The sequence below is a fragment of the Nesterenkonia sp. HG001 genome, from assembly GCF_034438835.1.
GTDB lineage: Bacteria > Actinomycetota > Actinomycetes > Actinomycetales > Micrococcaceae > Nesterenkonia > Nesterenkonia xinjiangensis.
This window is the reverse complement of record NZ_JAOSZD010000006.1, coordinates 137,458-157,559: the sequence shown is the minus strand read 5'-3', so window position 1 is coordinate 157,559 and position 20,102 is coordinate 137,458. Positions and strand designations below refer to the sequence as shown.

The following is a 20,102-nucleotide window of genomic DNA, read 5'->3' as shown; positions in this document are numbered from 1 at the left end:
ATGGCGGCACTTCCTATTTCCTATAGGATATGCCACGATGTGGCGCATGCCATAAGACTCAGGTCACATCGCTCCGGTCCACCCTTCGTTTCGGCAGAGAGGACTCCATGCCCGCCGACACCCCGCCCTCCGTCCCGTACACTGCGCAGGACTGGCCCATCGCCGGCAACATGCTCGCCTTCGGACCCACCGGTCCGGACGGAGGGCCGGTGTCGGAGGCGCCGACGTCCTACTGGGCCGACTGCCTCGCCCAGATGCGTGATCTCGGCTTCTCCCACATCGACCCCACCGACGCCTGGCTGCCGCTGCACCGGCTCACGGACGCCCGGCTCGAGGAGTTCAAGCGGATCCTCGCCGACCACGACCTGCAGATCCCCTCGATCTCCATGACCCGCAACTCCGTGGTCGACGCCCAGCACGGGGAGCGCAACCTCGCCGACGCCCACCGGCTGATCGACATCGCCCCCGAGTTCGGTGCCACCATCGTCAACACCGGCTTCATGCAGGCCTTCACCCCTGCCCAGGCCGACGCCCTCTGGTTCTGGCTCGCCGAAGGGCACGTGGACGACCCGGCCCTGCGCCCCCTGGCCATCAAACGCATCCGCGAGCTCGGGGACCATGCCCAGGCCAACGGCATCCAGCTCAGCCTGGAGATGTACGAGGACACCTTCGTCGGTACCCCCGACGAGGCAGTCGCCTTCATCCGCGACGTCGACCACGCCGCCGTCGGGCTGAACCCCGACCTGGGTAACCTCGTGCGCCTGCACCGTCCTGTGGAGGACCCCGACGCGATGTTCGAGAAGGTTCTTCCGCACACCAACTTCTGGCACATCAAGAACTACTCCCGGGACTTCGACCCCGCCACCGGGGCCTACGCGACCGTGCCCCTGCCGCTCAAGCACGGCTACATCAACTACCGGCGCATCATCCGCCGGGCGCTGGAGCTCGGCTTCACCGGACCCTTCTGCTGCGAGCACTACGGCTCCGACTCGATCGGCGTCTGCGCCGAGAACCGCGACTACATCCGCCAGGTGCTGGGTTCCGCGACGCCGGCCCGCACCTCACACATCTCAGAGGAGAACCCCGCATGACCACGATCACCACTGTCACAGTCGTCGGCGCAGGCTACATGGGCGGAGGCATCGCCCAGTGCATGGCTCTGGCCGGACTCGACGTGCAGATCGTCGACGTCGACCCCGAGACCACCGCCCGAGGCCTGGAGCGCCTGCTTCGCGAGGCCCAGGAGTTCGAGGACCAGGGCCTCTACCCCGCCGGCTCCACCGAGACGATCCGCGCTCACCTGCGCGCCGGGACCAGCTTCGAGGACTCCGTCGGCCGCGCCGACTTCATCGAGGAGGCCGTCTTCGAGGCTCCGGAGGTCAAACAGGACGTGCTCGGCAGGATCTCCCAGCACGCCCGCGAGGACGCCGTCATCGGCACCAACACCTCCACGATCCCCGTCCACGTGCTCGCCCCGCATGTGAAGAACCCCGAGCGGTTCCTCACCGTCCACTTCTCCAACCCCGCGCCCTTCATCCCCGGGGTCGAGCTGGTCTCCGGCGAGGCCACCGAGCAGTGGGCCGTCGACGCCGTCCGGGAGCTACTTCCGCGCATCGGCAAGGAGGGCGCCGAGGTCGCCGACGTGCCAGGCATGGTGCTCAACCGGCTGCAGTACGCCCTGCTGAAGGAGGCCGTCTCCGTGGTGGAGGAGGGTGTGGCCACCCCCGAGGCGGTGGACACCATCGTGCGCACCACCTTCGGCTTCCGGCTGGGATTCTTCGGCCCCTTCGCCATCGCGGACCAGGCCGGGCTCGACGTCTACGCGAAGTGCTTCCGTATCGTCGAGGAGGCCTTCGGAGAGCGTCTGGCCACTCCCAAGATGCTGCAGGACACCGTCGATGCCGGCCGCCACGGGGTGAAGAACGGCAAGGGCTGGACCGGCGACTTCGACGAGAAGACCGCCGCCGAGCTGATCGCCTACCGGAACAAGGCCTACGCCCGCATGGGGGAGCTGCTGCGCGAGCTCGGCCCTGCCCCGCGAGGCACCGTGCCTGCCGACTCCGCCGCCCAGCGGGCCTGAGGAAACACCCATGGATGAGATGACACTGGCCGTGGAGCATCCCACCTGGGCGCTGCTGCTCATCGCGGCAGCCTCGATCGCGGTGCTGATGCTGCTGATCGTCAAGGTCAGGCTGCACGCCTTCTTCGCGCTGATCATCGTCTCCCTGCTCACCGCGCTGGTGGCCGGGATCGGGGTCGGCGACGTGCTCGACGTCGTCGTCAGCGGGTTCTCCACCACCGTGGGCAACGTGGCGCTGCTCATCGGCTTCGGCGCCGTGCTGGGCCGGCTCGTCGAGGCCTCCGGCGGCGCCCAGGTCCTCGCCGAGAGGATGCTGCGGACGTTCGGAGAGCGGAAGGCCCCGCTGGCGCTCGCCGTGGCCTCGCTGTTCTACGCGTTCCCGATCTTCCTCGACGCCGGCTTCATCGTGATGCTGCCGATCATCTACACGGTGGCCCGCCGGCTCGGCGGCAGCTTCATGCTCTATGTGCTGCCCTCCATCGGCGCGTTCCTGATGATGCACGCGCTCACCCCGCCCCATCCGGGCCCGACGGCGGCGGCCACCGTGATGGGTGCCGACGTCGGCACCGTGCTGGTGGTCGCACTGCTCGTGGGCCTGCCGACCTGGTACCTGGCCGGCTACCGGCTGGGCCTGGTCCTGGCCAAGCGTTACCCCGACTACCCGGTGCCGAACCTCTTCGGGGAGCCAGAGGTCAAGGAGGAGGACGAGCTGCCGGCCTTCGGCATCGTCGTCTTCTGCCTGGTGCTGCCGCTGGTGCTGATCTTCTTCAACACGCTCTCCACCACTTTGGAGGCCGACGGCACGCTCAGCGACGAAAGCGCGGTCTTCGCACTCTCCCAGCTGATCGGTCCGACTCCGGTGGCGCTGCTGATCTCCTCCCTGGTGGCGATGTACCTGCTCTACATCCGGCCGCGTCGCGGGAGAGGCGAGTCCGTGGGCTCCGCGCTGTCCGACCTCACCGACAACGCCTTGGCCCCAGTCTGCTCGATCATCCTCATCACCGGCGCCGGCGGCGCCTTCGGGGCCGTGCTGACGGCCACAGGCATCGGCGAGTCCATCGCCGGGGGCCTCGACGCCATGGGCCTGCCGGTCATCCTCGCCGGGTTCCTGGTGGCCGTGGCCATCCGGGTGGCCCAGGGCTCGGCCACCGTCGCCGCCACCACGGCCGGCTCGATCATGGCGCCGGGCGTGGCGTCCCTCGGCCTGGACGGCTTCGCGCTGGCCACCGTGGTGGTCGCCATCGTCGCCGGCTCGATCACCTGCTCCCACTTCAACGACTCCGGCTTCTGGCTGGTCGGCCGGTTCTGCGGCTTCGACACGATGACCACTCTGAAGACCTGGTCGGTCATCGGCACCGCGATCGGCGTCATGGCCTTCCTGCTCAGCTGGGTGACCTATGCGCTGGTCACCTGAACTGGTCACCTGAGCCGGACCCTGCACCAGAGAACTTGAGACGAGGACACCTGATGACTCACCTGATCAACGCTCCATCGGCCTTCGCGGCCGAGGCCCTGGCGGGTTTCGTCGCCGCCCACCCCGACCATGTGATGCCGGTCCATGGAGGAGTGGTCCGTGCCCGGCAGACCCCGCAGGGCCAGCCCGCCCTGGTGATCGGGGGCGGCTCCGGACACTATCCGGCCTTCGCCGGATGGGTGGGCCCGGGGATGGGTCACGGGGCCCCCTGCGGGAACATCTTCGCCTCCCCCTCGGCGTCGCAGGTGCACGCGGTGGCCCGCAACGCGGACAACGGGGGAGGGGTGATCCTGGGCTTCGGGAACTACGCCGGGGACGTGCTCCACTTCGGCGCCGCGGCGGAGAAGCTCCGCGCCGAGGGCGTCGACGTGCGCATCGTCGCAGTCACCGACGACGTCGCCTCCGGGCCTGTCGACCAGCGGCTCACCCGGCGCGGCATCGCCGGGGACCTGCCGGTCTTCAAGATCACCGGCGCGGCCATCGAGGCCGGGGCCGATCTGGATGAGGCCGAGCGCATCGCCCGCAAGGCCAACGACGCCACCCGCTCCCTGGGCGTGGCCTTCGACGGCTGCACCCTCCCCGGGGCCGAGGAGGCGCTGTTCCACGTGGAGCCCGGAACCATGGGCGTGGGGCTGGGCATCCACGGCGAACCCGGGGTGGAGGACCGCCCGCTGGGCACCGCCGACGAGGTCGCCGACCTGCTGGTCGACGGGCTGCTCGCCGAGCTGCCCGAGCAGCACACCGGCCGCGTGGCGATGCTCCTCAACGGGCTGGGCACGGTGAAGTACGAAGAGCTTTTCGTGGTGCACCGCCGGGTCGCCGAGCGCCTGGACGACGCCGGACTCACCGTGGTCCGCCCCGAGGTGGGCGAGTTCGTCACCAGCTTGGACATGTCCGGGCTCTCGCTGACCCTGGTGCTGCTGGACGAGGAGCTCGAACGCCACTGGCTCGCCCCGGTGGACACCCCCGCGTACCGCCGCGGCGGCGCCGTCGTCGGCCCCAGTGACGAGGCCCCCGCTCGCACGGACCTCTATGCACCCGGGACGGAGGAGATCCCGGCCGCCGCCGCCGAGTCCCAGGCCTGTGCCGGGGAGGCGCTGCGGCTGCTGGAGAGCTTCGAGGCCACCTGCGCCGCCCATGAGGAGGAGCTGGGCCGCATGGACGCCGTTGCCGGTGACGGTGACCACGGGCAGGGTATGCGGCTGGGCACCGGCGGTGCGGTGACCGCCGCCCGTCGGGCGCGCGATGGCGGCGCCGGGGTGCGCACCCTGCTGGTGCATGCCGGATCCGCCTGGGCCGAGTCCGCCGGCGGCACCTCGGGGGCCCTGTGGGGTGCCGCGCTGACCGCCGCCGGAGGTGCGCTGCGTGACGACGCCGCTCCGAGCGACGCCGAGATCGTGGAGGCCCTCGGCGCCGCGGTCGCCGCCGTGGCCCGGTTGGGCGGAGCGCAGCCCGGCGACAAGACCATGATGGACGCCGCCACCCCCTATGCGCAGGCCCTCGCCGAGGCGTTCGCGCGCGACGCCCACCTCGGGTCCGCCGCGCAGCAGGCCGCCTCGACCGCCCAGCAGGCCGCCGCCGCCACTGCCGATCTCACCGCGCGCCTGGGCCGCTCCCGAGTGCTGGGAGAGAAGTCCCGGGGCACGCCGGATCCGGGGGCGGTCTCCTTCGGGATGCTCGCTGCCGACGTCGCCGCCCGTCTGGGTGCGCGCTGATGGGGATCGGGACGAGGTCCTCGTGCTGGATCGGCACCAGCTGGAAGATGACCAAGACCCTCGCCGAGGCCCGCGACTACGCCGGAGGGCTGGCCGAGGCGATCCTCGCCCGGCCGGAGCTGACCGACGGTGTGCAGGCCTTCATCATCCCACCGCACACTGCCCTCTCCGTCGTCGCCGAGGAGCTGCGCGGCCTGGGGGAGCGGCGCGGCGTGGGGGAGCGGCGCGGTGTGGAGACGCAGGTGATCCTGGGCGCGCAGAACGCCCACTGGGAGGAGTCCGGCGCCTGGACCGGTGAGATCTCCGTGCCGCAGGCCGCCGACGCCGGAGCCCGGCTGGTCGAGATCGGCCACTCCGAGCGGCGCGAGCACTTCGGCGAAACTGTGGAGACCACCCGGCTGAAGGTCCGGACCGTGCTGGACCACGGGCTGCAGCCGCTGCTGTGCGTCGGCGAGCCCCTCGAGGTCCGTGAGGCCGGGGAGGCCGAGGAATTCATCCTCGCCCAGGCCCGCGGGGCGCTCGCCGGCCTGGACTCCGCCCAGCTGGCTCGGGTGCTGCTGGCCTATGAACCGATCTGGGCCATCGGCGAGCAGGGCCGGCCTGCCACTGTGGAGGAGCTCGCCGAACCCTTCGCCGCGCTGGAGCGGGTCTACGGCGCCCAGGTGGAGGCAGTGCTCTACGGTGGCTCGGTGAACCAGGACAATGCGGCTGAGCTGCTGGGGATCCCCGGGGTGGACGGGCTGTTCGTCGGCCGCGCGGCCTGGGAGCTGGACGGGTATCTGGAGCTGCTGGAAATCGGGGCCTCCCATGTCCGCGGCGCCCATGGCAGGCTGAGGGAATGACCTCGACGCTGAGACTTGAAGACCTGCTCGAGCCCCACTCCACGCTGCGCCAGGTCGGCGACGGCGCCACCTGGTCCGAAGGGCCCTGCTGGGTGCCCGACGCCGGCGTCGTGCGCTGGTCCGACATCCCTGGTGACCGCATCCTGCAGTATGACCCGGGCACCGGAGAGACCACCGTCCATCGCGACGGTGTGGAGTTCACCAATGGCCGCACCCTGCGGCCCGACGGCGCGGTGGTGCAGTGCTCCCACGGCCTCCGACGGGTGGAGGTCGAAGTCGCCGGGGAGGAGGGCGCCGTGGTCACCCCGGTGGTGGAGCGCTGGGCGGAGGGCCGCTTCAACTCGCCCAACGACGTCGTCGTCGCCTCCGATGGGGCCGTCTGGTTCACCGACCCGCCGTACGGGATCGTCAACCCGGAGGAGGGCCACCCCGGGGAGATGGAGTACGGCGGCTGCCATGTGTTCCGAGTGGACTCGGACACCGGGCTGGCCGAGCCGATGATCACCGACATGGGTGATCCCAACGGGCTGGCGTTCTCCCCGGACGAGTCGGTGCTCTACGTCAGCGACACCCTCGCCGCCCGGAAACCGGGAGAGGGGAATCCGCACCATGTGCGCGCCTACCCGGTGATCCGCGACGGCGGCGCGGCCCGGACCGGCCGCGCGGTGCGGTGCGGGCAGGGGCGGACGCTCTTCGAGATCGCCGACGGCGTCCCGGACGGGATCCGCGTGGACGAGGCCGGCCGGATCTGGAGTTCCGCCGGGGACGGGGTCCACCTGTACTCGCCGTCGGGGCAGCACCTGGGGCACCTGCCGGTCCCAGAGGTGGTGGCGAACCTGTGCTTCGGCGGTCCTGACGGGATGGACCTGTACATCGCGGCCACGAGTGGGCTGTATCACCAGCGAGTGAGAGTCCGCGACGCCGCCTGGCGCGGCTGAGCATCCCCCTCCAGAGATCGTCTCTCTATTGCGGATCGTCGCTGAATCCAGAGACGATCCGCAATAGAGAGACGATCTGCGGGCTGTGTTGCCGAGTTGCGGTGGTGCGGGTTGCGGCGTCAGATGTTGCGCAGCCGGCATCCTCCCTGGTCGGCTGAACGCATGCTGTTCGGAATCCTGGCCGCACTCTGCGGCGGTGCCCTGGTGATCCACCAGACCCTGCGCCTGGCGCGCGCCAATCCTGCCGAGCGACTGCCCTGGATCGGCTATCCCACACACAAGCCCTCCGGCGTCGTCGTGCTGACCGGGGCAGGCGGGGCACTCATAGGAGGCGGAGCGACCTACGCCAGTTTCTCCTTCCACCCGATCATCATCCCGGCGCTATTCCTGCTCCTGGCCGGACCAGCCCTTCTGATCTCCTGGCAGCACAACCGGCAGGTCGGTGTCGGAAGGGCGTCCGAGTGCGCGGTCAGGACACCACGCGCGACGACGTCCTCGCCGCCGTCGACGAGGAATTCCGCGCCGACCCGCTGAGTGAGATCACCTGGGACGACCCGTATCCGCAGCGGCTTCTGCCCGGACGCGATGCGCCCGAGGACGCCTATTCGCGGGTCAGCGAGCCCGCACGGCACCGCATCGTGGGGGCAAGGGCCCGTGCCTGGGAACGTGCCCTGGAACGTCTCGGCCTGGGCGATGCCGAGTCGGCCGCTGTACCGACGTCGTGGACCTTCCAGTCGGAGCATCCGCGGGCGCGCGCCGTCGTGCCTCGGCGGGCGGATGCCCAGCCGCTGATCCTGGTGGCCGGTGCCCTGGAGGGCGTCGCGGAGGCCGTCGTCGCCGTCGGGATGGGTGACCCCCGCGGAGGCTCCGGGCCGGTGCTGCTGGACTGGGTGCCGGACTGCGGCTGCGACGCCTGCGACTCCGGTTCTGCGGATCTGCTTGCGGCGCTCGATCAGCAGATCCTCACCGTGGTCGGTGGAATGGTGCACGTCAGGGGCGGGCGGGGCAGGCGCCGCTGGGTCGCCTGGGGCACCCCGAGCGGGGCGCGTGCCAGCGGGCTCGGGATTCCGCGGGACATCAGCCGGGTCCTCGACGACGCCCGGGCGGGGCAGGCCCCACGAGGGTGCGAGGTGCTGCGCGGGGAGCCGTGGTGGCGCGGCTGAATGACCCTCTCCTCTGAAGATCGTCTCTCTATTGCGGATCGTCGCTGAATCCAGAGACGATCCGCAATAGAGAGACGATCTGCGGTGGGTGCCGGTTCTGCCTCCGAGAGCATCGGATTCCGTGCCCCATTGTGAGAGCGCGATCCTTCGCGCCGACGGCCGCCGCCTGCTCCATCTCCTGCCCCGTCTCCTGCTGTGACCTGTGGCGCTTGACACCCTCTTGTACGCTATTTAGTCTTGCGGAAAGACGAAATGGGGATCACTCCCGGGAGGCGCCCTCTGCGGCGTCCGTCGAGGCACCAGCGACGCTCTCCCGGCCCTGCACCACCTCGCACCGTTGAGAAAGGACCACCCATGACCCACAGACCTCCGATCCGCATCGCCACCGCCGGCGTCGCGGTCACCTCCCTGCTGGCCCTGTCCGCCTGCGGAGGCGGCGACGACGCCGCCGATGCCGACGCCTGGATCCTCACCGGCGGCGGCTGGCCCACCATCGACGAGGACCTCGAGCGCTGGAACGAACAGGCCGAGGACGGCCAGCAGATCTCCGTCGAGGAGTTCGAGAACGACGCCTACAAGGAGCGCATCCGCACCGTGGTCGGTTCCGGTGAGGCACCCACCCTGATCATGTCGTGGACGGGCGGCGCGCTGAACGAGTACGTCGCCCAGGACCGCGTGGTGGACCTCACCGACGAGGTCGGCGAGCTCGAGTCCCGGATCCACGAGTCTGTCTGGCAGAACGGGGAGGTCGAGGGCGCCCAGTACGCGGTGCCGATGAACGATGTCCAGCCTGTGGTCATGTACTACAACCAGGAGCTCTTCGACCAGGTCGACCTCGAGGTCCCGCAGGACTGGTCCGACGTCGAAGAGGCCATCGAGGTCTTCAACGAGAATGACATCACCCCGTTCTCCGTGGCAGGCGGCTCCGTCTGGCCGGCGCTGATGTGGCTGCAGTACCTCACCGACCGTCACGGCGGTGAGGAGGTCTTCCAGGCCGTCGTCGACGGCGAGGCCGGAGCCTGGAGCGAGGAGTCCATCCTGTTCGCCCTGGAGACCATCCAGGAGCTGGCCACTGAGGGCGGCTTCGATGCCGACACCTTCACCGGTGTGGACGCCGGCCAGAACGAGGACGCCCGCCTGCTCGCCGACGGCGAGGCCGCCATGCTGCTGCAGGGCTCCTGGGTCTACGCCACCGTGCACTCGGACTTCCCCGACTTCGCGGAGTCCGGCGACTTCGGCTTCGCCGAGTTCCCCGTCCTGGAGGACGGCGCCGGGGATCCCAGCAACATCGTGGGCAACCCGGCCAACTTCTGGTCGGTCTCCGCCGACTCCTCCGAGGAGGAGCAGCAGGTCGCCCTCGACTACATCACCGAGCACCTCTACAACGAGGAGACTGTGCAGACCATGGTCGAAGGCGGCGGCCTGCCCCCGCTGAACGACATCGACGACGTCATCGCCGAGACCGAGGACGCCGACTTCCTGCAGTTCGCCGATGAGCTCGTCGCCGGGGCGAACCACTTCCAGCTCTCCTGGGACCAGGCGGTGGCTCCTGAGGTCGCCCAGCCGCTGATGGAGAACCTGGAGAACATCCTCCTGGGGACCATCACCCCCGAGGAGTTCGCCGAGAACATGAACGCCTACCAGGACTGAGCCCGAGAGCACCATGACTCAGACCGTTTCCCCCGTCCGCCGAGGCGGGACAGCCGGGCGGCGCCAGAAGGGACCTTCGTTCCTGATGGCGCTGCCCGCGGTCCTGTTCTTCGGCATCTTCGCCCTCGTCCCGCTCGCCGGCGTGGTGATCCTGTCCTTCATGAGCTGGGACGGCCTCGGCGCCCCCAGCTTCGCCGGATTGGACAACTGGTTCCGGATCCTCGAGCGCGACCACACGCAGAACGCTCTGTGGCTGACCTTCGTCTTCGTGGTCGTCTCGTTCGTCTTCCAGGCGCCGGTCGCCCTGCTGCTCGGCGTCTTCATGGCCGGCGCGCAGAAGTACCGGGCCCTGCTGTCGGTGCTGTTCTTCCTGCCGCTGCTGTTCTCCTCGGTGGCGGTCGGCCTGACCTTCCAGGCGCTGTTCAGCCCGAACTATGGGATCAGCACGGCCCTCCCCTTCGACTGGCTGCCCGCCCAGTGGCTCGGCAACCCGGACATCGCACTCTACGTGGTGATCTTCGTGGTCGGATGGTGCTTCGTGCCGTTCCACTCGCTGCTCTACCAAGCGGGTGTGCGGCAGATCCCGGCCTCCCTCTACGAGGCGGCCACCATCGACGGCGCCGGCCGGGTGCGGCAATTCCTCTCCATCACGCTGCCCCAGCTGCGCTACACCGCCATCACCTCATCCACGCTGATGCTGGTCGGCTCGCTGACCTACTTCGACCTGGTGTTCGTGCTGACCCAGGGCGGACCCGGCAGCGCCACCCGCATCCTGCCGCTGGACATGTACATCACCGGATTCCGCAACTTCGACATGGGCGGCGCCTCGGTGATCGCTGTGATCCTGGTCGCCGTCGGACTGACCCTCTCCCTGGGGCTGAACAAGATCTCCGGATCCAGCCGCATGGAGAGCGACAAGGCAGGTATGTGATGAGCACCGACACTGTGAAGACAGGCCCGGGGAAGACCCCCGAACGCGCCGCCGAGAAGGTCATCACCCCCGCCGGGCGGCCGAGCCCGAACGGCCGGAAGGCGCGCAAGCCCACCGAGCGGCCAAACGTCCTGGCAGGCATCTCCGGTTGGCTCTGGCTGGCCGTGATCATCCTGCCGATCTACTTCATCGTCATCACCGCGTTCCGTGACCGGACCGACCTGGCGCAGTCGAACCCGCTGGTGCCCTCGGCGGAGCCCACCCTGGGCAACTTCGTCCGGGTCATCGAGAACGACTTCTTCCACTTCTTCCTCAACTCGGTGATCGTCACCCTGTCCACCGTGGCCGTGGTGCTGGCGGTCTCGCTGATGGCCTCGTACTACATCGTGCGGTCGATCAGCGCCGGCGGGCAGCGGCTGTTCAGCGTGATCCTGCTGGGCATCGCCATCCCGGTGCAGGCCACGATCATCCCCGTCTACTACCTGATCCGGCAGCTGGGTCTCTATGACACCCTGTGGGCGCTGATCCTGCCGCAGATCGCCTTCGCGATCCCGCTGAGCGTGCTGATCATCGTCAACTTCGTCCGGGACATCCCGGCGGAGCTGTTCGAGTCGATGCGCGTGGACGGAGCCGGGGAGTGGAAGATCCTGTGGAACCTCGTGGTGCCGATGTCCATCCCCGCGCTGATGACGGTAGGGATCTATCAGGCCCTGCAGGTGTGGAACGGGTTCCTGTTCCCGCTGATCCTCACTCAGAGCCGGGACGTGCGCGTGCTGCCGCTGTCCCTGTGGGAGTACCAGGGCCAGTTCGCCATCGACGTGCCCGCCACACTGGCCGCCGTCGTGCTCTCCGCTGTGCCGCTGCTGGTGGCCTACATCCTGGGCCGCCGGTACATCGTGGCCGGTCTGACCGCTGGCTTCGGCAAGTGACCTGATCCTCCCGTCCCCCTCGATCTCGACGACGACCTTCGTGAAGGAGCTCCCATGAGCGACGTGACCACTCAGAACGCCCCCGCCGTGGACCGGGTCACCGGACCCTGGAACGATGTCTCGCTGCCGGTCGCCGAGCGGGTCGAGGCGCTGCTGGCGCAGATGACCCTCGAGGAGAAGGTCTCCCAGCTGGGATCGCACTGGGAGATGCGCGAGGACACCGAGGCTCAGGGAGAGGTGGCGCCCATGGAGGACGCCATGTCCGCGGGGAAGCTGCCCTTCGCCCAGGAGATCGTCGACGGCGAGGGGCAGCTGACTCGCACCTATGGCACGGTGGCGGTCTCGGTGGCCGACGGTGCGAAGGATCTGCGGGAGCGGCAGGCCGCGATCATCTCCGCGAATCGGTTCGGCATCCCTGCGCTCGCCCACGAGGAGTGCCTGACCGGCTTCACCGCCTACCAGGCCACCGTCTACCCGACATCCCTGGCCTGGGGTGCGACCTTCGACCCGGAGCTGATCGAGGAGATGGCCGCCGCCATCGGCCGGGACATGGCCGCCGTCGGCGCCCAGCAGGGGCTCTCTCCAGTGCTCGACGTCGTCCGTGACGCCCGCTGGGGACGTGTCGAGGAGACCATCGGTGAGGACCCCTATGTGGTCGGCACCCTGGGCACCGCCTACGTGAAGGGGCTGCAGTCCGGCGGGGTCATCGCCACGTTGAAGCACTTCGCCGGCTATGCCGCATCCCGGGCGGCACGCAACCATGCCCCGGTGCACATCGGCCGCCGCGAGCTCGAGGACCTGATCCTCGCCCCCTTCGAGATGGCTGTCCGCGAGGGCCGTGTCGGCTCCGTGATGAACTCCTACGCCGACATCGACGGGGAGGCGCCGGCCGCCTCCCCGTGGCTGCTCACCGAGGTGCTGCGCGATCGGTGGGGCTTCACCGGCACCGTGGTGGCCGACTACTGGTCGGTCGCCTTCCTGGAGCGGATGCACCGCGTGGCCGAGGACCAGGCCGAGGCCGCCCGGCTGGCCGTCACCGCCGGGCTGGACGTCGAGCTGCCGCACACCGGCGGCTACCGCACCCTGGCCCAGCAGGTCCGCGACGGGCACCTCGAGGAGGCCGTCATCGACCGCTCCGTCCGCCGGGTGCTGCGGCAGAAGGTGCAGCTCGGGATGCTCGACGCCGGCGAAGGGGAGAGCTGGGAGCCGCAGATCGATGAGGCCGTGGATCTGGACTCCGCGGCCAACCGCGCCCTGGCACGCAGAGTCGCCGCGCGCTCGCTGGTGCTGCTGAAGAACGACGGCGTGCTGCCCGCACCCGCCGAGGCGCTAGCGGGGAAGCGGGTCGCCGTCATCGGCGCCTCCGCCGACGAGCCGCGCACCATGATGGGCTGCTACTCCTTCCCCAACCATGTGCTGGCCAAGTACCCTGCCGGAACCTTCCCCCACCAGGGCATCGGCGTGCCGATGCCCAGCATCCTCACGGCCCTGCGCGAGACCTACGACGGCGCCGAGATCACCTACAGCCCCGGCGCCCCCATCGTGGAGCATGACACCAGCGGCATCGCCGATGCTGCGGAGCAGGCGGCCGCCGCGGACCTGGCCGTGGTCACCGTGGGCGACCTGGCCGGCATGTTCGGCGCCGGCACCTCGGGCGAGGGATGCGACGTCGAGGACCTGCGCCTGCCCGGAGCTCAGCAGGAGCTCGTGGAGGCCGTGCTGGAGGCTGGTGAGCGCTCCGGCACGCCGGTGGTGCTCGTGGTGGTCTCCGGCCGGCCCTACGCGCTGGGTGGGCTGGCCGAGCGCTGTGCCGCCGTCGTCCAGGCCTTCTTCCCCGGAGAGGAGGGCGGCCCTGCGCTGGCCTCGCTGCTGAGTGGGGAGATCGAGCCGGTCGGCCGTCTGCCGATCGGGGTGCCGGTGCACCCGGGCGGCCAGCCGGCCGGCTACCTCGCGGCACCGCTCGGCCAGAACAGCCAGGGCGTCTCCAACCTGGACCCGACCCCGCTGTACCCCTTCGGCCACGGGCTGAGCTACAGCCGGGTGGAGTACCGAGGGCTGCGTCTCTCGGCCGAGGAGATCGCCGTGGACGGCACCGTGGAGGCCACCGTCACCGTGGCCAACACCGGGGACCGTCCGGTGGACGAGGTCGTCCAGCTCTACTTCGGCGACCCAGTGGCCCAGGTGGCCCGCCCGGTGCGGCAGCTGCTGGGCTACGCCCGAGCGGTCCTGCAGCCGGGGGAGACCCGAGAGGTCAGCTTCCAGGTCCACGCGGACCGGTTCTCCTTCACCGGGGTGGAGCTGCGGCGGATCGTCGAGCCCGGGCGCATCGACTTCTGGGCCGGCCCCTCCGTCGGGGACCTGCCTCTGGAGGCCACGGTGAGGCTCAGCGGCGAGATTCGGGAGATCACCGGAGCCCGGGTGCTGACCACCCCCGCCAGCGTAAGCTGAGCCGGGGAGGGATGTGTGAGCTTGTCCGACCTCGGGGCGCCGGGCATAGGATGCGGGTACGAGCAGTCGATGAGCGGGCCTCCGGCCCGCCGTGAAAGGAGCTCCCCATGTCTGACGAGCAGTACTCCGACTACACCGTGCCGGGCCTGGCCCAGGAGAACGGGCATGAGATCGCCGGGCTCCTGCAGACCCGGCTCCACGCGTTGAACGACCTGCAGCTGGCTCTGAAGCACGTCCACTGGAACGTGACCGGGCCGCACTTCATCGCCGTCCACGAGATGCTCGATCCCCAGGTGGAGGTGGTACGCGGGTTCGTGGACGAGGCCGCCGAACGGATCGCCACCCTCGGCGGGTCTCCCAGCGGCCGCACCGGCGAGCTGGTCGCGAGGCGGCACTGGGAGGACTACCCGCTCGGCAAGGCGGACTCCCTGGTGCACCTGGCCGAGCTGGACAAGGTCTACACCGGTGTCATCGAGGACCACCGCGACGTCCTGGCCAAGGCCGGACAGGTGGATCCCATCACCGAGGACATGCTGATCGGGCAGGTCAAGGAGCTCGAGCTGTTCCAGTGGTTCATCCGCTCCCACTTGGAGCGCACCGGGTCCTGACCCTGCGGCGTCAGCCGCGTTCGGCGATGAGACCGCGCCGGGCCGCGTAGGCCTCGCGCACATGCGGGGTCGGCTCCGCGGTGAAGGTGCGGACCTCGGAGGTGGTCCACGACGGCGGATGCTGGCCTTCGGAGAGCACCCAAGCGGCCTGCCGCGCCGCGCCGTCGGCCACATACTCGCCCGGTTCTGGGACCTGCACCTCGCGGCCCAGCACCGCCGGAGCGATCTGCTGCACGGCCGCCGAGCGCGCGGCCCCACCGATCAGCTTGATCGACTCCACCGGAACGCCGCGGGCGGTCATCGCCTCCAGGCCGTCCGCGAGTCCGCACAGCAGGCCTTCGACGGCGGCGCGGGCGACGTCCTGCGGGTTCATGGAGGCCAGCGAGAGCCCGATGAACGAGCCGGTGGCCCGGGGCAGGTTCGGGGTGCGCTCGCCCTCCAGGTAGGGCACCAGGGTCAGCCCGTGGGCGCTCGGCTCTGCGGCCAGCGCGAGCTCGGCCAGCCCGTCATGGTCGACGCCGAGCATCTGCGCGGCCCCGTCCAGGACCCTCGAGCCGTTGAGCGTGACCGCCAGCGGCAGGAACTGGCCGGTGGCGTCGGCGAAGCCGGTGACCATGCCGGTGGGATCCTGGATCGGCTGCCGGGAGACCGCCGAGACCACCCCGGAGGTGCCGATGCTGATGGCCACGTCTCCGCGGCCCATGCCCAGACCGAGTGCGGCGGCGGCGTTGTCCCCGGCGCCGGGGCCGAGGACCAGCTGGCCCCATCCGCGGGAGGCGTCCCCGGTGCCGGCCTGCGCGTGGGGCGCCACCACTCGGGGAAGCACGATCCGTCGGGCCTGCTGCTCGGTGATCCGCAGCGCGCGGGCGAGCAGGTCGTATCTGTACTCGCCGGCGGCGGGGTCGTAGTACCCGGTGCCGGAGGCGTCGGAGCGGTCGGTGGTCAGCTCACTCAGCTCCGTGGATCCGGAGAGCCGCCAGGTCAGCCAGTCATGGGGCAGGGCGACGGCGGCCACCCGCCGGGCGTTCTCCGGCTCGGCGTCGGCGAGCCAGCGCAGCTTGGTCACTGTCAGTGACGCCACCGGCACCGAGCCGGTCAGCGAGGTCCAGGCGGCGGCGCCCTCGACGCCGCCGCCCAGCTCCTCGATCAGCGCCGCCGCGGCGTCGGCGCTGCGGGTGTCGTTCCACAGGAGGGCCTCACGGATGACCTCCCCGTCGGCGTCGAGGACCACCATGCCGTGCTGCTGGCCGCCCACCGCGGCGGCGGCGACGTCGTCGAGCCCGCCGGCCTGCTCCAGTGCCGTGAGCAGGGCGTCCCACCAGGCGGAGGGCGCCACCTCGGAGCCCTCAGGGTGCTTGGCCGAGCCGCTCCGCACCTGGGCGCCGGTCTCGGCGTCGCGGATGATGACCTTGCAGGACTGGGTCGAGGAATCGATTCCGGCCACGAGGGTGGGCACCGAGGTCTCCTTCATCAGGGGTGACGTGTCACGGCCAGTGTAGAGCGCAGCGTCAGCCGATCAGGTGCTTCAGCGCCAACTGGTTGAGTCGCACGAAGCCGAAGTTCCGCTCGGCGGCGGCCTCAGGGTCGAAGTCCTCGTAGGCGGACCGGTCGGCGAGCAGGTCGCTGATCGACTCTCCCTCGGCCAGGGTCGACTCGCCCAGCTCGAAGATGCCTGAGGTCCTGAAGGCCTCCTGCACCTTGGGGTCCTGGCGGTAGGCCGTGGCCTTCTCGGAGAGCATGGTGACCATCTCGATGTTGGCCCGCGCGGAGTCCCAGATCCCGTCCACGTGGTCCGTGCGCGAGGGCTTGTAGTCGAAGTGCAGCCAGCCGTCGTAGCGGGGGCCGCCGTTGGGGAAGCCGTTGGTCAGCAGATCGATCGTGAAGAAGGCGCTGATCAGGTCCCCGTGGCCGAAGACCAGGTCCTGGTCGTACTTGATGGAGCGCTGGCCGTTGAGGTCGATGTGGAACAGCTTCCCGGCCCACAGCGCCTGTGCGATGCCGTGGGTGAAGTTCAGCCCGGCCATCTGCTCGTGACCCGTCTCCGGGTTGAGGCCGACGATGTCGCCGTGCTCGAGTTCTGCGATGAATCCCAGCGCGTGGCCGATGGTGGGCAGGAAGATGTCGCCGCGGGGCTCGTTGGGCTTGGGCTCCAGGGCGATACGCAGGTCGTAGCCCTTCTCCTTGATGTAGGCGGCCACCGTGTCGACGCCCTCCGCATAGCGCTGGTGGGCGGCGTGGAGGTCCTTGGCGTTGTCGTACTCCGAGCCCTCGCGCCCGCCCCACATCACGAAGGTCTCGGCGCCGAACTCGGCGGCGCGGTCCACGTTGCGCAGCAGCTTGCGCAGGCCGAAGCGGCGGATCGAGCGGTCGTTGGAGGTCAGGCCGCCGTCCTTGAACACCGGGTGGCCGAAGGTGTTGGTGGTGAGCATCTCCACGGTCAGGCCCACCTCGTCGGCGACCTCCTTGAAGCGGGTGAACCACTTCTCACGCTCGGCCTCGTCGGTGCCGAAGGGGGCGACGTCGTCGTCGTGGAACGTCACACCGTCGGCACCCGCCTCCTTGAGCTTGGGCAGGTACTCCCACGGTTCGAAGGCCGGGCGGGAGGCCGAGCCGAACTGATCCTGGGCGGTCCATCCGACGGTCCAGAGGCCGAAGGAGAATCTGGTGTCGTGGGGCGTGGCCATATGGTCCTCCTGAGGGAAAGGGGCGTGCGCGTAGGGTGGGTGGGACGATCCGCCCCGTGTCGATTTTGTATCTAGATGAAACATAAATGCTTTGGAGGCTAAGATCAAGTCCGTGACGGATCCGACTCGCAGCCCAGCACAGCCGGAAGGCACTGCCTACGGCCCCGGCATCGCGCTCGGTGGCCGACTCGGAGGCATCGGCCCCGGGCCCATCGCGCGGCTGGGGCGGCGCGGCATCAGCCGCGGCCTCAACGGCGGCCCTCAGCAGGGAACCTCCGAGGGCGGCGTCGGCCGCCGCGAACGTCCGCCCCACCACCAGGCTCAGCGTCCCGGGGCCCGCCAGGAGACCCTGCGCGAGTCCAACCTGCTGCTCATCACCGAGGAGATCTTCTCCGCCGCGGAGTCGCTCTCCCGTGCCGACCTCTCCATCCGCACCGGGATGACCCGCTCCACCGTCTCCCGCCTGGTGGACGACCTGCTCGCCGCCGGCATCGTACGTGAGGGCTCGCCGATCGTGGGCGGCACCCGCGGACGCCCCGCCGTGCCGCTGCACCCCGCCCGCTGCACTCTGGCGGGCCTCGGGGTGGAGATCAACGTGGACTTCATGGCCGCCCGGGTCATCGACCTCACCGGCAGCGTGCTCGCCGAGGAGATCATCGAAGGAGACTTCAGCGCCTCCGACCCGGCGGAGGTGCTCCCGCAGATCGGTCTGCTGGCTCTGCGTGTGGCCCGCCAGGCCTCCGAGGCCGGCGCCCGCGTGGTCGGCACCGTCATGGCTCTGCCCGGCCTGGTCACCGCCGAGGAGGACCGCCTCATGCTGGCCCCCAACCTGGGCTGGCGCGACGTCGACGTCCCGCAGATGATGTGCCGATCGCTCGGCGGTCCGGAGCAGCTGGCGGAACTGCCCGAGGGGAGCCCGAGGTTGGGCGGGTTCGGTGACTTCTTCGTGGTGGCCAATGAGGCCAAGCTCTCCGCACTGGCGGCCGCCCAGGAGTTCAGCGCCCACGAGGAGGGCGAGCAGACCTTCTTCTACGTCTCCGCACAGATGGGCATCGGTGCCGCCGTGGTGATCGACGGAATCGTCGACGCCGGCCCGCGCGGCTGGGCCGGAGAGATCGGCCATGTCGCGGTGGAGCCCGGCGGCCCGCAGTGCCGCTGCGGCGCCTCCGGCTGCCTCGAGGTCTTCGCCGGCAAGGGCGCCCTTCTCGAGGCGGCAGGTCTGGAGCCGGCCGCCTCCGCCGAAGAGCTCGTCTCGCTCACCGAATGGGAGGACGAGCCCGGTGAGCGGGCGCGTCAGGCGATCGACCGCGCCGGGTGGGCGCTCGGCGTCGCGCTCTCCGGCGCGGTGAACCTGCTCGACGTCGACGACATCGTCCTCGGTGGAGAGTTCGGACCGCTGGCGGACCTGCTGCGACCCCGCATCGAGCAGGAGCTGCGTCAGCGCGTGCTGGCCGCCCGATGGAGCCGCTTCCGCGTGCGGGAGACCACCACCGGGGTGGCCCCGGCCACCACAGGTGGGGCGCTGCGCGCGCTGCGCGCAGTGGTGGACGACCCGCTGCGCTGGGTGCCCGAGGCCGGTTGAGCCTGGGGTCGGCCGAGGGTGAGGGCGGCCGGGCGTGAGGCCGCTCAGTCGCGGTGTCGGACCTCGATGCTGTACCCCACCCGGTGCCACTGGCCCGGGGCGAGGTAGATGACGTCCTCTCCGGAGTTGAACGCGTCCGGCGGGCAGGTCATCGGCTCCACGGCGACCCCGGCGCGGTCCAGCTGCTCGCCGGTGTAGACCTGGACCCAGGGGGTGTCGGCGATCATCCGCACCACGAAGCCCGAGGGTCCGTGGACCAGCTCCGCGGTCCAGCCCTCCTCCGGGAGGTCCGTGTAGGCGTGGTCGATCGTGCGGCCCACCAGCAGCGGGCCGTTGCTGAGGTCCAGATCCCCGGAGACGCTCTTCCGTCCGGTGACCTTCCCGGTGGCCTCTGTGGTCGCCACAGTGCGTGCGGGCAGTCTCAGCCGGCACTCGTCCAGCGGGGCCGATCCGGCCCGCAGATAGGGGTGGAAGCCGACGCCGTAGGGCGCCGGAGCGGCATTGGCCGCCTGGAAGGCGTCCACGCCCTCTTCCGTGGTGGTCTCCTCGGGCTGGCGGGCCATCAGCGTGGCGGCCAGGCCGATGTCGGAGGAGACCCGGTAGAAGAGCACGAACTCGAGGGCGAAGGGGTAGCCCTCGGAGGCCTCCAGGAGGGTGGTCAGCTCGACTTCGGAGTCATCCTGCCTGACGATCTCGAAGTCCGCATGGCGCAGGAGGCCGTGCAGCGCGGCGCCGGTCCCCTCCTCGGGGTCCGGGAGCTCGTAGAGGGTCTCGTCGTGGACATAGGTGGCCCCCGCGATGCGGTTGGGCCACGGGGCGAGCACCGCCCCGGCGTAGGAGCCCTCAGCCTGCGCAGCCGGCACCACCAGCTCGTCCTGTTCATGGCGCAGGCTCAGCAGCTGCCCGCCCCGCAGGCCGATCTCCGCGACATAGCCGCCGCCGGTGATCGTCACGCTGCTTCGTGACTCGTCCATATGTCCTCCCGTGGTCCTCGGCCGGTGCTGGACCGACCTTCCGCGGCGAGACGTCACCCGACGTCCCTCATGCGTTCATCCCTC

Annotated in this window: 17 protein-coding genes; 14 read left to right on the top strand and 3 right to left on the bottom strand. The window is 70.2% G+C overall.

The annotated features are described in order from the left end of the window. Positions 1-107 precede the first annotated feature (107 nt). The 13 genes from ODE13_RS11825 to ODE13_RS11765 all read left to right on the top strand — a co-directional run bounded on the left by ODE13_RS11825 (position 108) and on the right by ODE13_RS11765 (position 14,778). The gene (locus ODE13_RS11825; RefSeq protein ID WP_322479459.1) at positions 108-1,091 is read left to right on the top strand and encodes a sugar phosphate isomerase/epimerase family protein; all 984 of its coding nucleotides are present in this window, start codon (positions 108-110) and stop codon (positions 1,089-1,091) included. Beyond that, a complete protein-coding gene (locus ODE13_RS11820) occupies positions 1,088-2,080 on the top strand; it encodes a 3-hydroxyacyl-CoA dehydrogenase family protein (protein ID WP_322479458.1) in 993 nt (330 codons plus the stop codon). Before ODE13_RS11825 ends, ODE13_RS11820 begins: the two co-directional genes overlap by 4 nt. Positions 2,081-2,090: 10 nt before the next feature. Next, positions 2,091-3,494 (top strand): gluconate:H+ symporter, encoded by a 1,404-nt coding sequence (locus ODE13_RS11815; RefSeq protein WP_322479457.1) that lies wholly within the window; start codon positions 2,091-2,093, stop codon positions 3,492-3,494. A 53-nt stretch (positions 3,495-3,547) separates the two neighbouring features. Beyond that, positions 3,548-5,269: a dihydroxyacetone kinase family protein gene (locus tag ODE13_RS11810; protein WP_322479456.1), complete on the top strand. Its 1,722-nt coding sequence runs from the start codon at positions 3,548-3,550 to the stop codon at positions 5,267-5,269. A 47-nt stretch (positions 5,270-5,316) separates the two neighbouring features. Further along, a complete protein-coding gene (locus ODE13_RS11805; protein ID WP_416210681.1) occupies positions 5,317-6,111 on the top strand; it encodes a triose-phosphate isomerase in 795 nt (264 codons plus the stop codon). Further along, entirely contained in the window at positions 6,108-7,049 is a 942-nt protein-coding gene (locus ODE13_RS11800; protein WP_322479454.1) for an SMP-30/gluconolactonase/LRE family protein, read from the top strand. The genes ODE13_RS11805 and ODE13_RS11800 overlap by 4 nt, the downstream gene beginning before the upstream one ends. A gap of 162 nt (positions 7,050-7,211) precedes the next feature. After that, positions 7,212-7,583 carry a hypothetical protein gene (locus tag ODE13_RS11795; protein ID WP_322479453.1) on the top strand — a complete coding sequence of 124 codons (372 nt, stop codon included), beginning with the start codon at positions 7,212-7,214 and terminating at the stop codon, positions 7,581-7,583. Next, the gene (locus ODE13_RS11790) at positions 7,511-8,212 is read left to right on the top strand and encodes a DUF6226 family protein (RefSeq protein WP_322479452.1); all 702 of its coding nucleotides are present in this window, start codon (positions 7,511-7,513) and stop codon (positions 8,210-8,212) included. The genes ODE13_RS11795 and ODE13_RS11790 overlap by 73 nt, the downstream gene beginning before the upstream one ends. Positions 8,213-8,566: 354 nt before the next feature. Further along, complete coding sequence (locus ODE13_RS11785; RefSeq protein WP_322479451.1) at positions 8,567-9,862, top strand: extracellular solute-binding protein; 1,296 nt, start codon at positions 8,567-8,569, stop codon at positions 9,860-9,862. A gap of 13 nt (positions 9,863-9,875) precedes the next feature. Beyond that, positions 9,876-10,793: a carbohydrate ABC transporter permease gene (locus tag ODE13_RS11780; RefSeq protein ID WP_179541534.1), complete on the top strand. Its 918-nt coding sequence runs from the start codon at positions 9,876-9,878 to the stop codon at positions 10,791-10,793. Next, entirely contained in the window at positions 10,790-11,722 is a 933-nt protein-coding gene (locus ODE13_RS11775) for a carbohydrate ABC transporter permease (RefSeq protein ID WP_416210679.1), read from the top strand. The genes ODE13_RS11780 and ODE13_RS11775 overlap by 4 nt, the downstream gene beginning before the upstream one ends. Positions 11,723-11,776: 54 nt before the next feature. Continuing rightward, a complete protein-coding gene (locus ODE13_RS11770; RefSeq protein ID WP_322479449.1) occupies positions 11,777-14,170 on the top strand; it encodes a beta-glucosidase family protein in 2,394 nt (797 codons plus the stop codon). 107 nt (positions 14,171-14,277) lie between these two features. Further along, positions 14,278-14,778, top strand: coding sequence for a DNA starvation/stationary phase protection protein (locus tag ODE13_RS11765; protein WP_322479448.1), 501 nt, complete (start codon positions 14,278-14,280; stop codon positions 14,776-14,778). A gap of 10 nt (positions 14,779-14,788) precedes the next feature. Here ODE13_RS11765 and xylB read toward each other — a convergent pair whose 3' ends face one another. Together xylB and xylA are read right to left on the bottom strand one after the other, a co-directional pair. Beyond that, positions 14,789-16,249: a xylulokinase gene (gene xylB / locus ODE13_RS11760; protein ID WP_322479447.1), complete on the bottom strand. Its 1,461-nt coding sequence runs from the start codon at positions 16,247-16,249 to the stop codon at positions 14,789-14,791. A 37-nt stretch (positions 16,250-16,286) separates the two neighbouring features. Next, on the bottom strand, positions 16,287-17,462 hold the full coding sequence (xylA, locus tag ODE13_RS11755) for a xylose isomerase (RefSeq protein ID WP_322479446.1): 1,176 nt from the start codon (positions 17,460-17,462) through the stop codon (positions 16,287-16,289). Positions 17,463-17,574: 112 nt separating this feature from the next. On the opposite strand from xylA, the gene ODE13_RS11750 reads away from it, so the two are divergent. Then, positions 17,575-19,044 (top strand): ROK family transcriptional regulator, encoded by a 1,470-nt coding sequence (locus tag ODE13_RS11750; protein WP_322479445.1) that lies wholly within the window; start codon positions 17,575-17,577, stop codon positions 19,042-19,044. A gap of 44 nt (positions 19,045-19,088) precedes the next feature. Here the strand turns inward: ODE13_RS11750 and ODE13_RS11745 are convergent, their stop codons facing one another. Continuing rightward, entirely contained in the window at positions 19,089-20,018 is a 930-nt protein-coding gene (locus ODE13_RS11745) for a galactose mutarotase (protein ID WP_322479444.1), read from the bottom strand. Between the last annotated feature and the right edge of the window lie 84 nt (positions 20,019-20,102).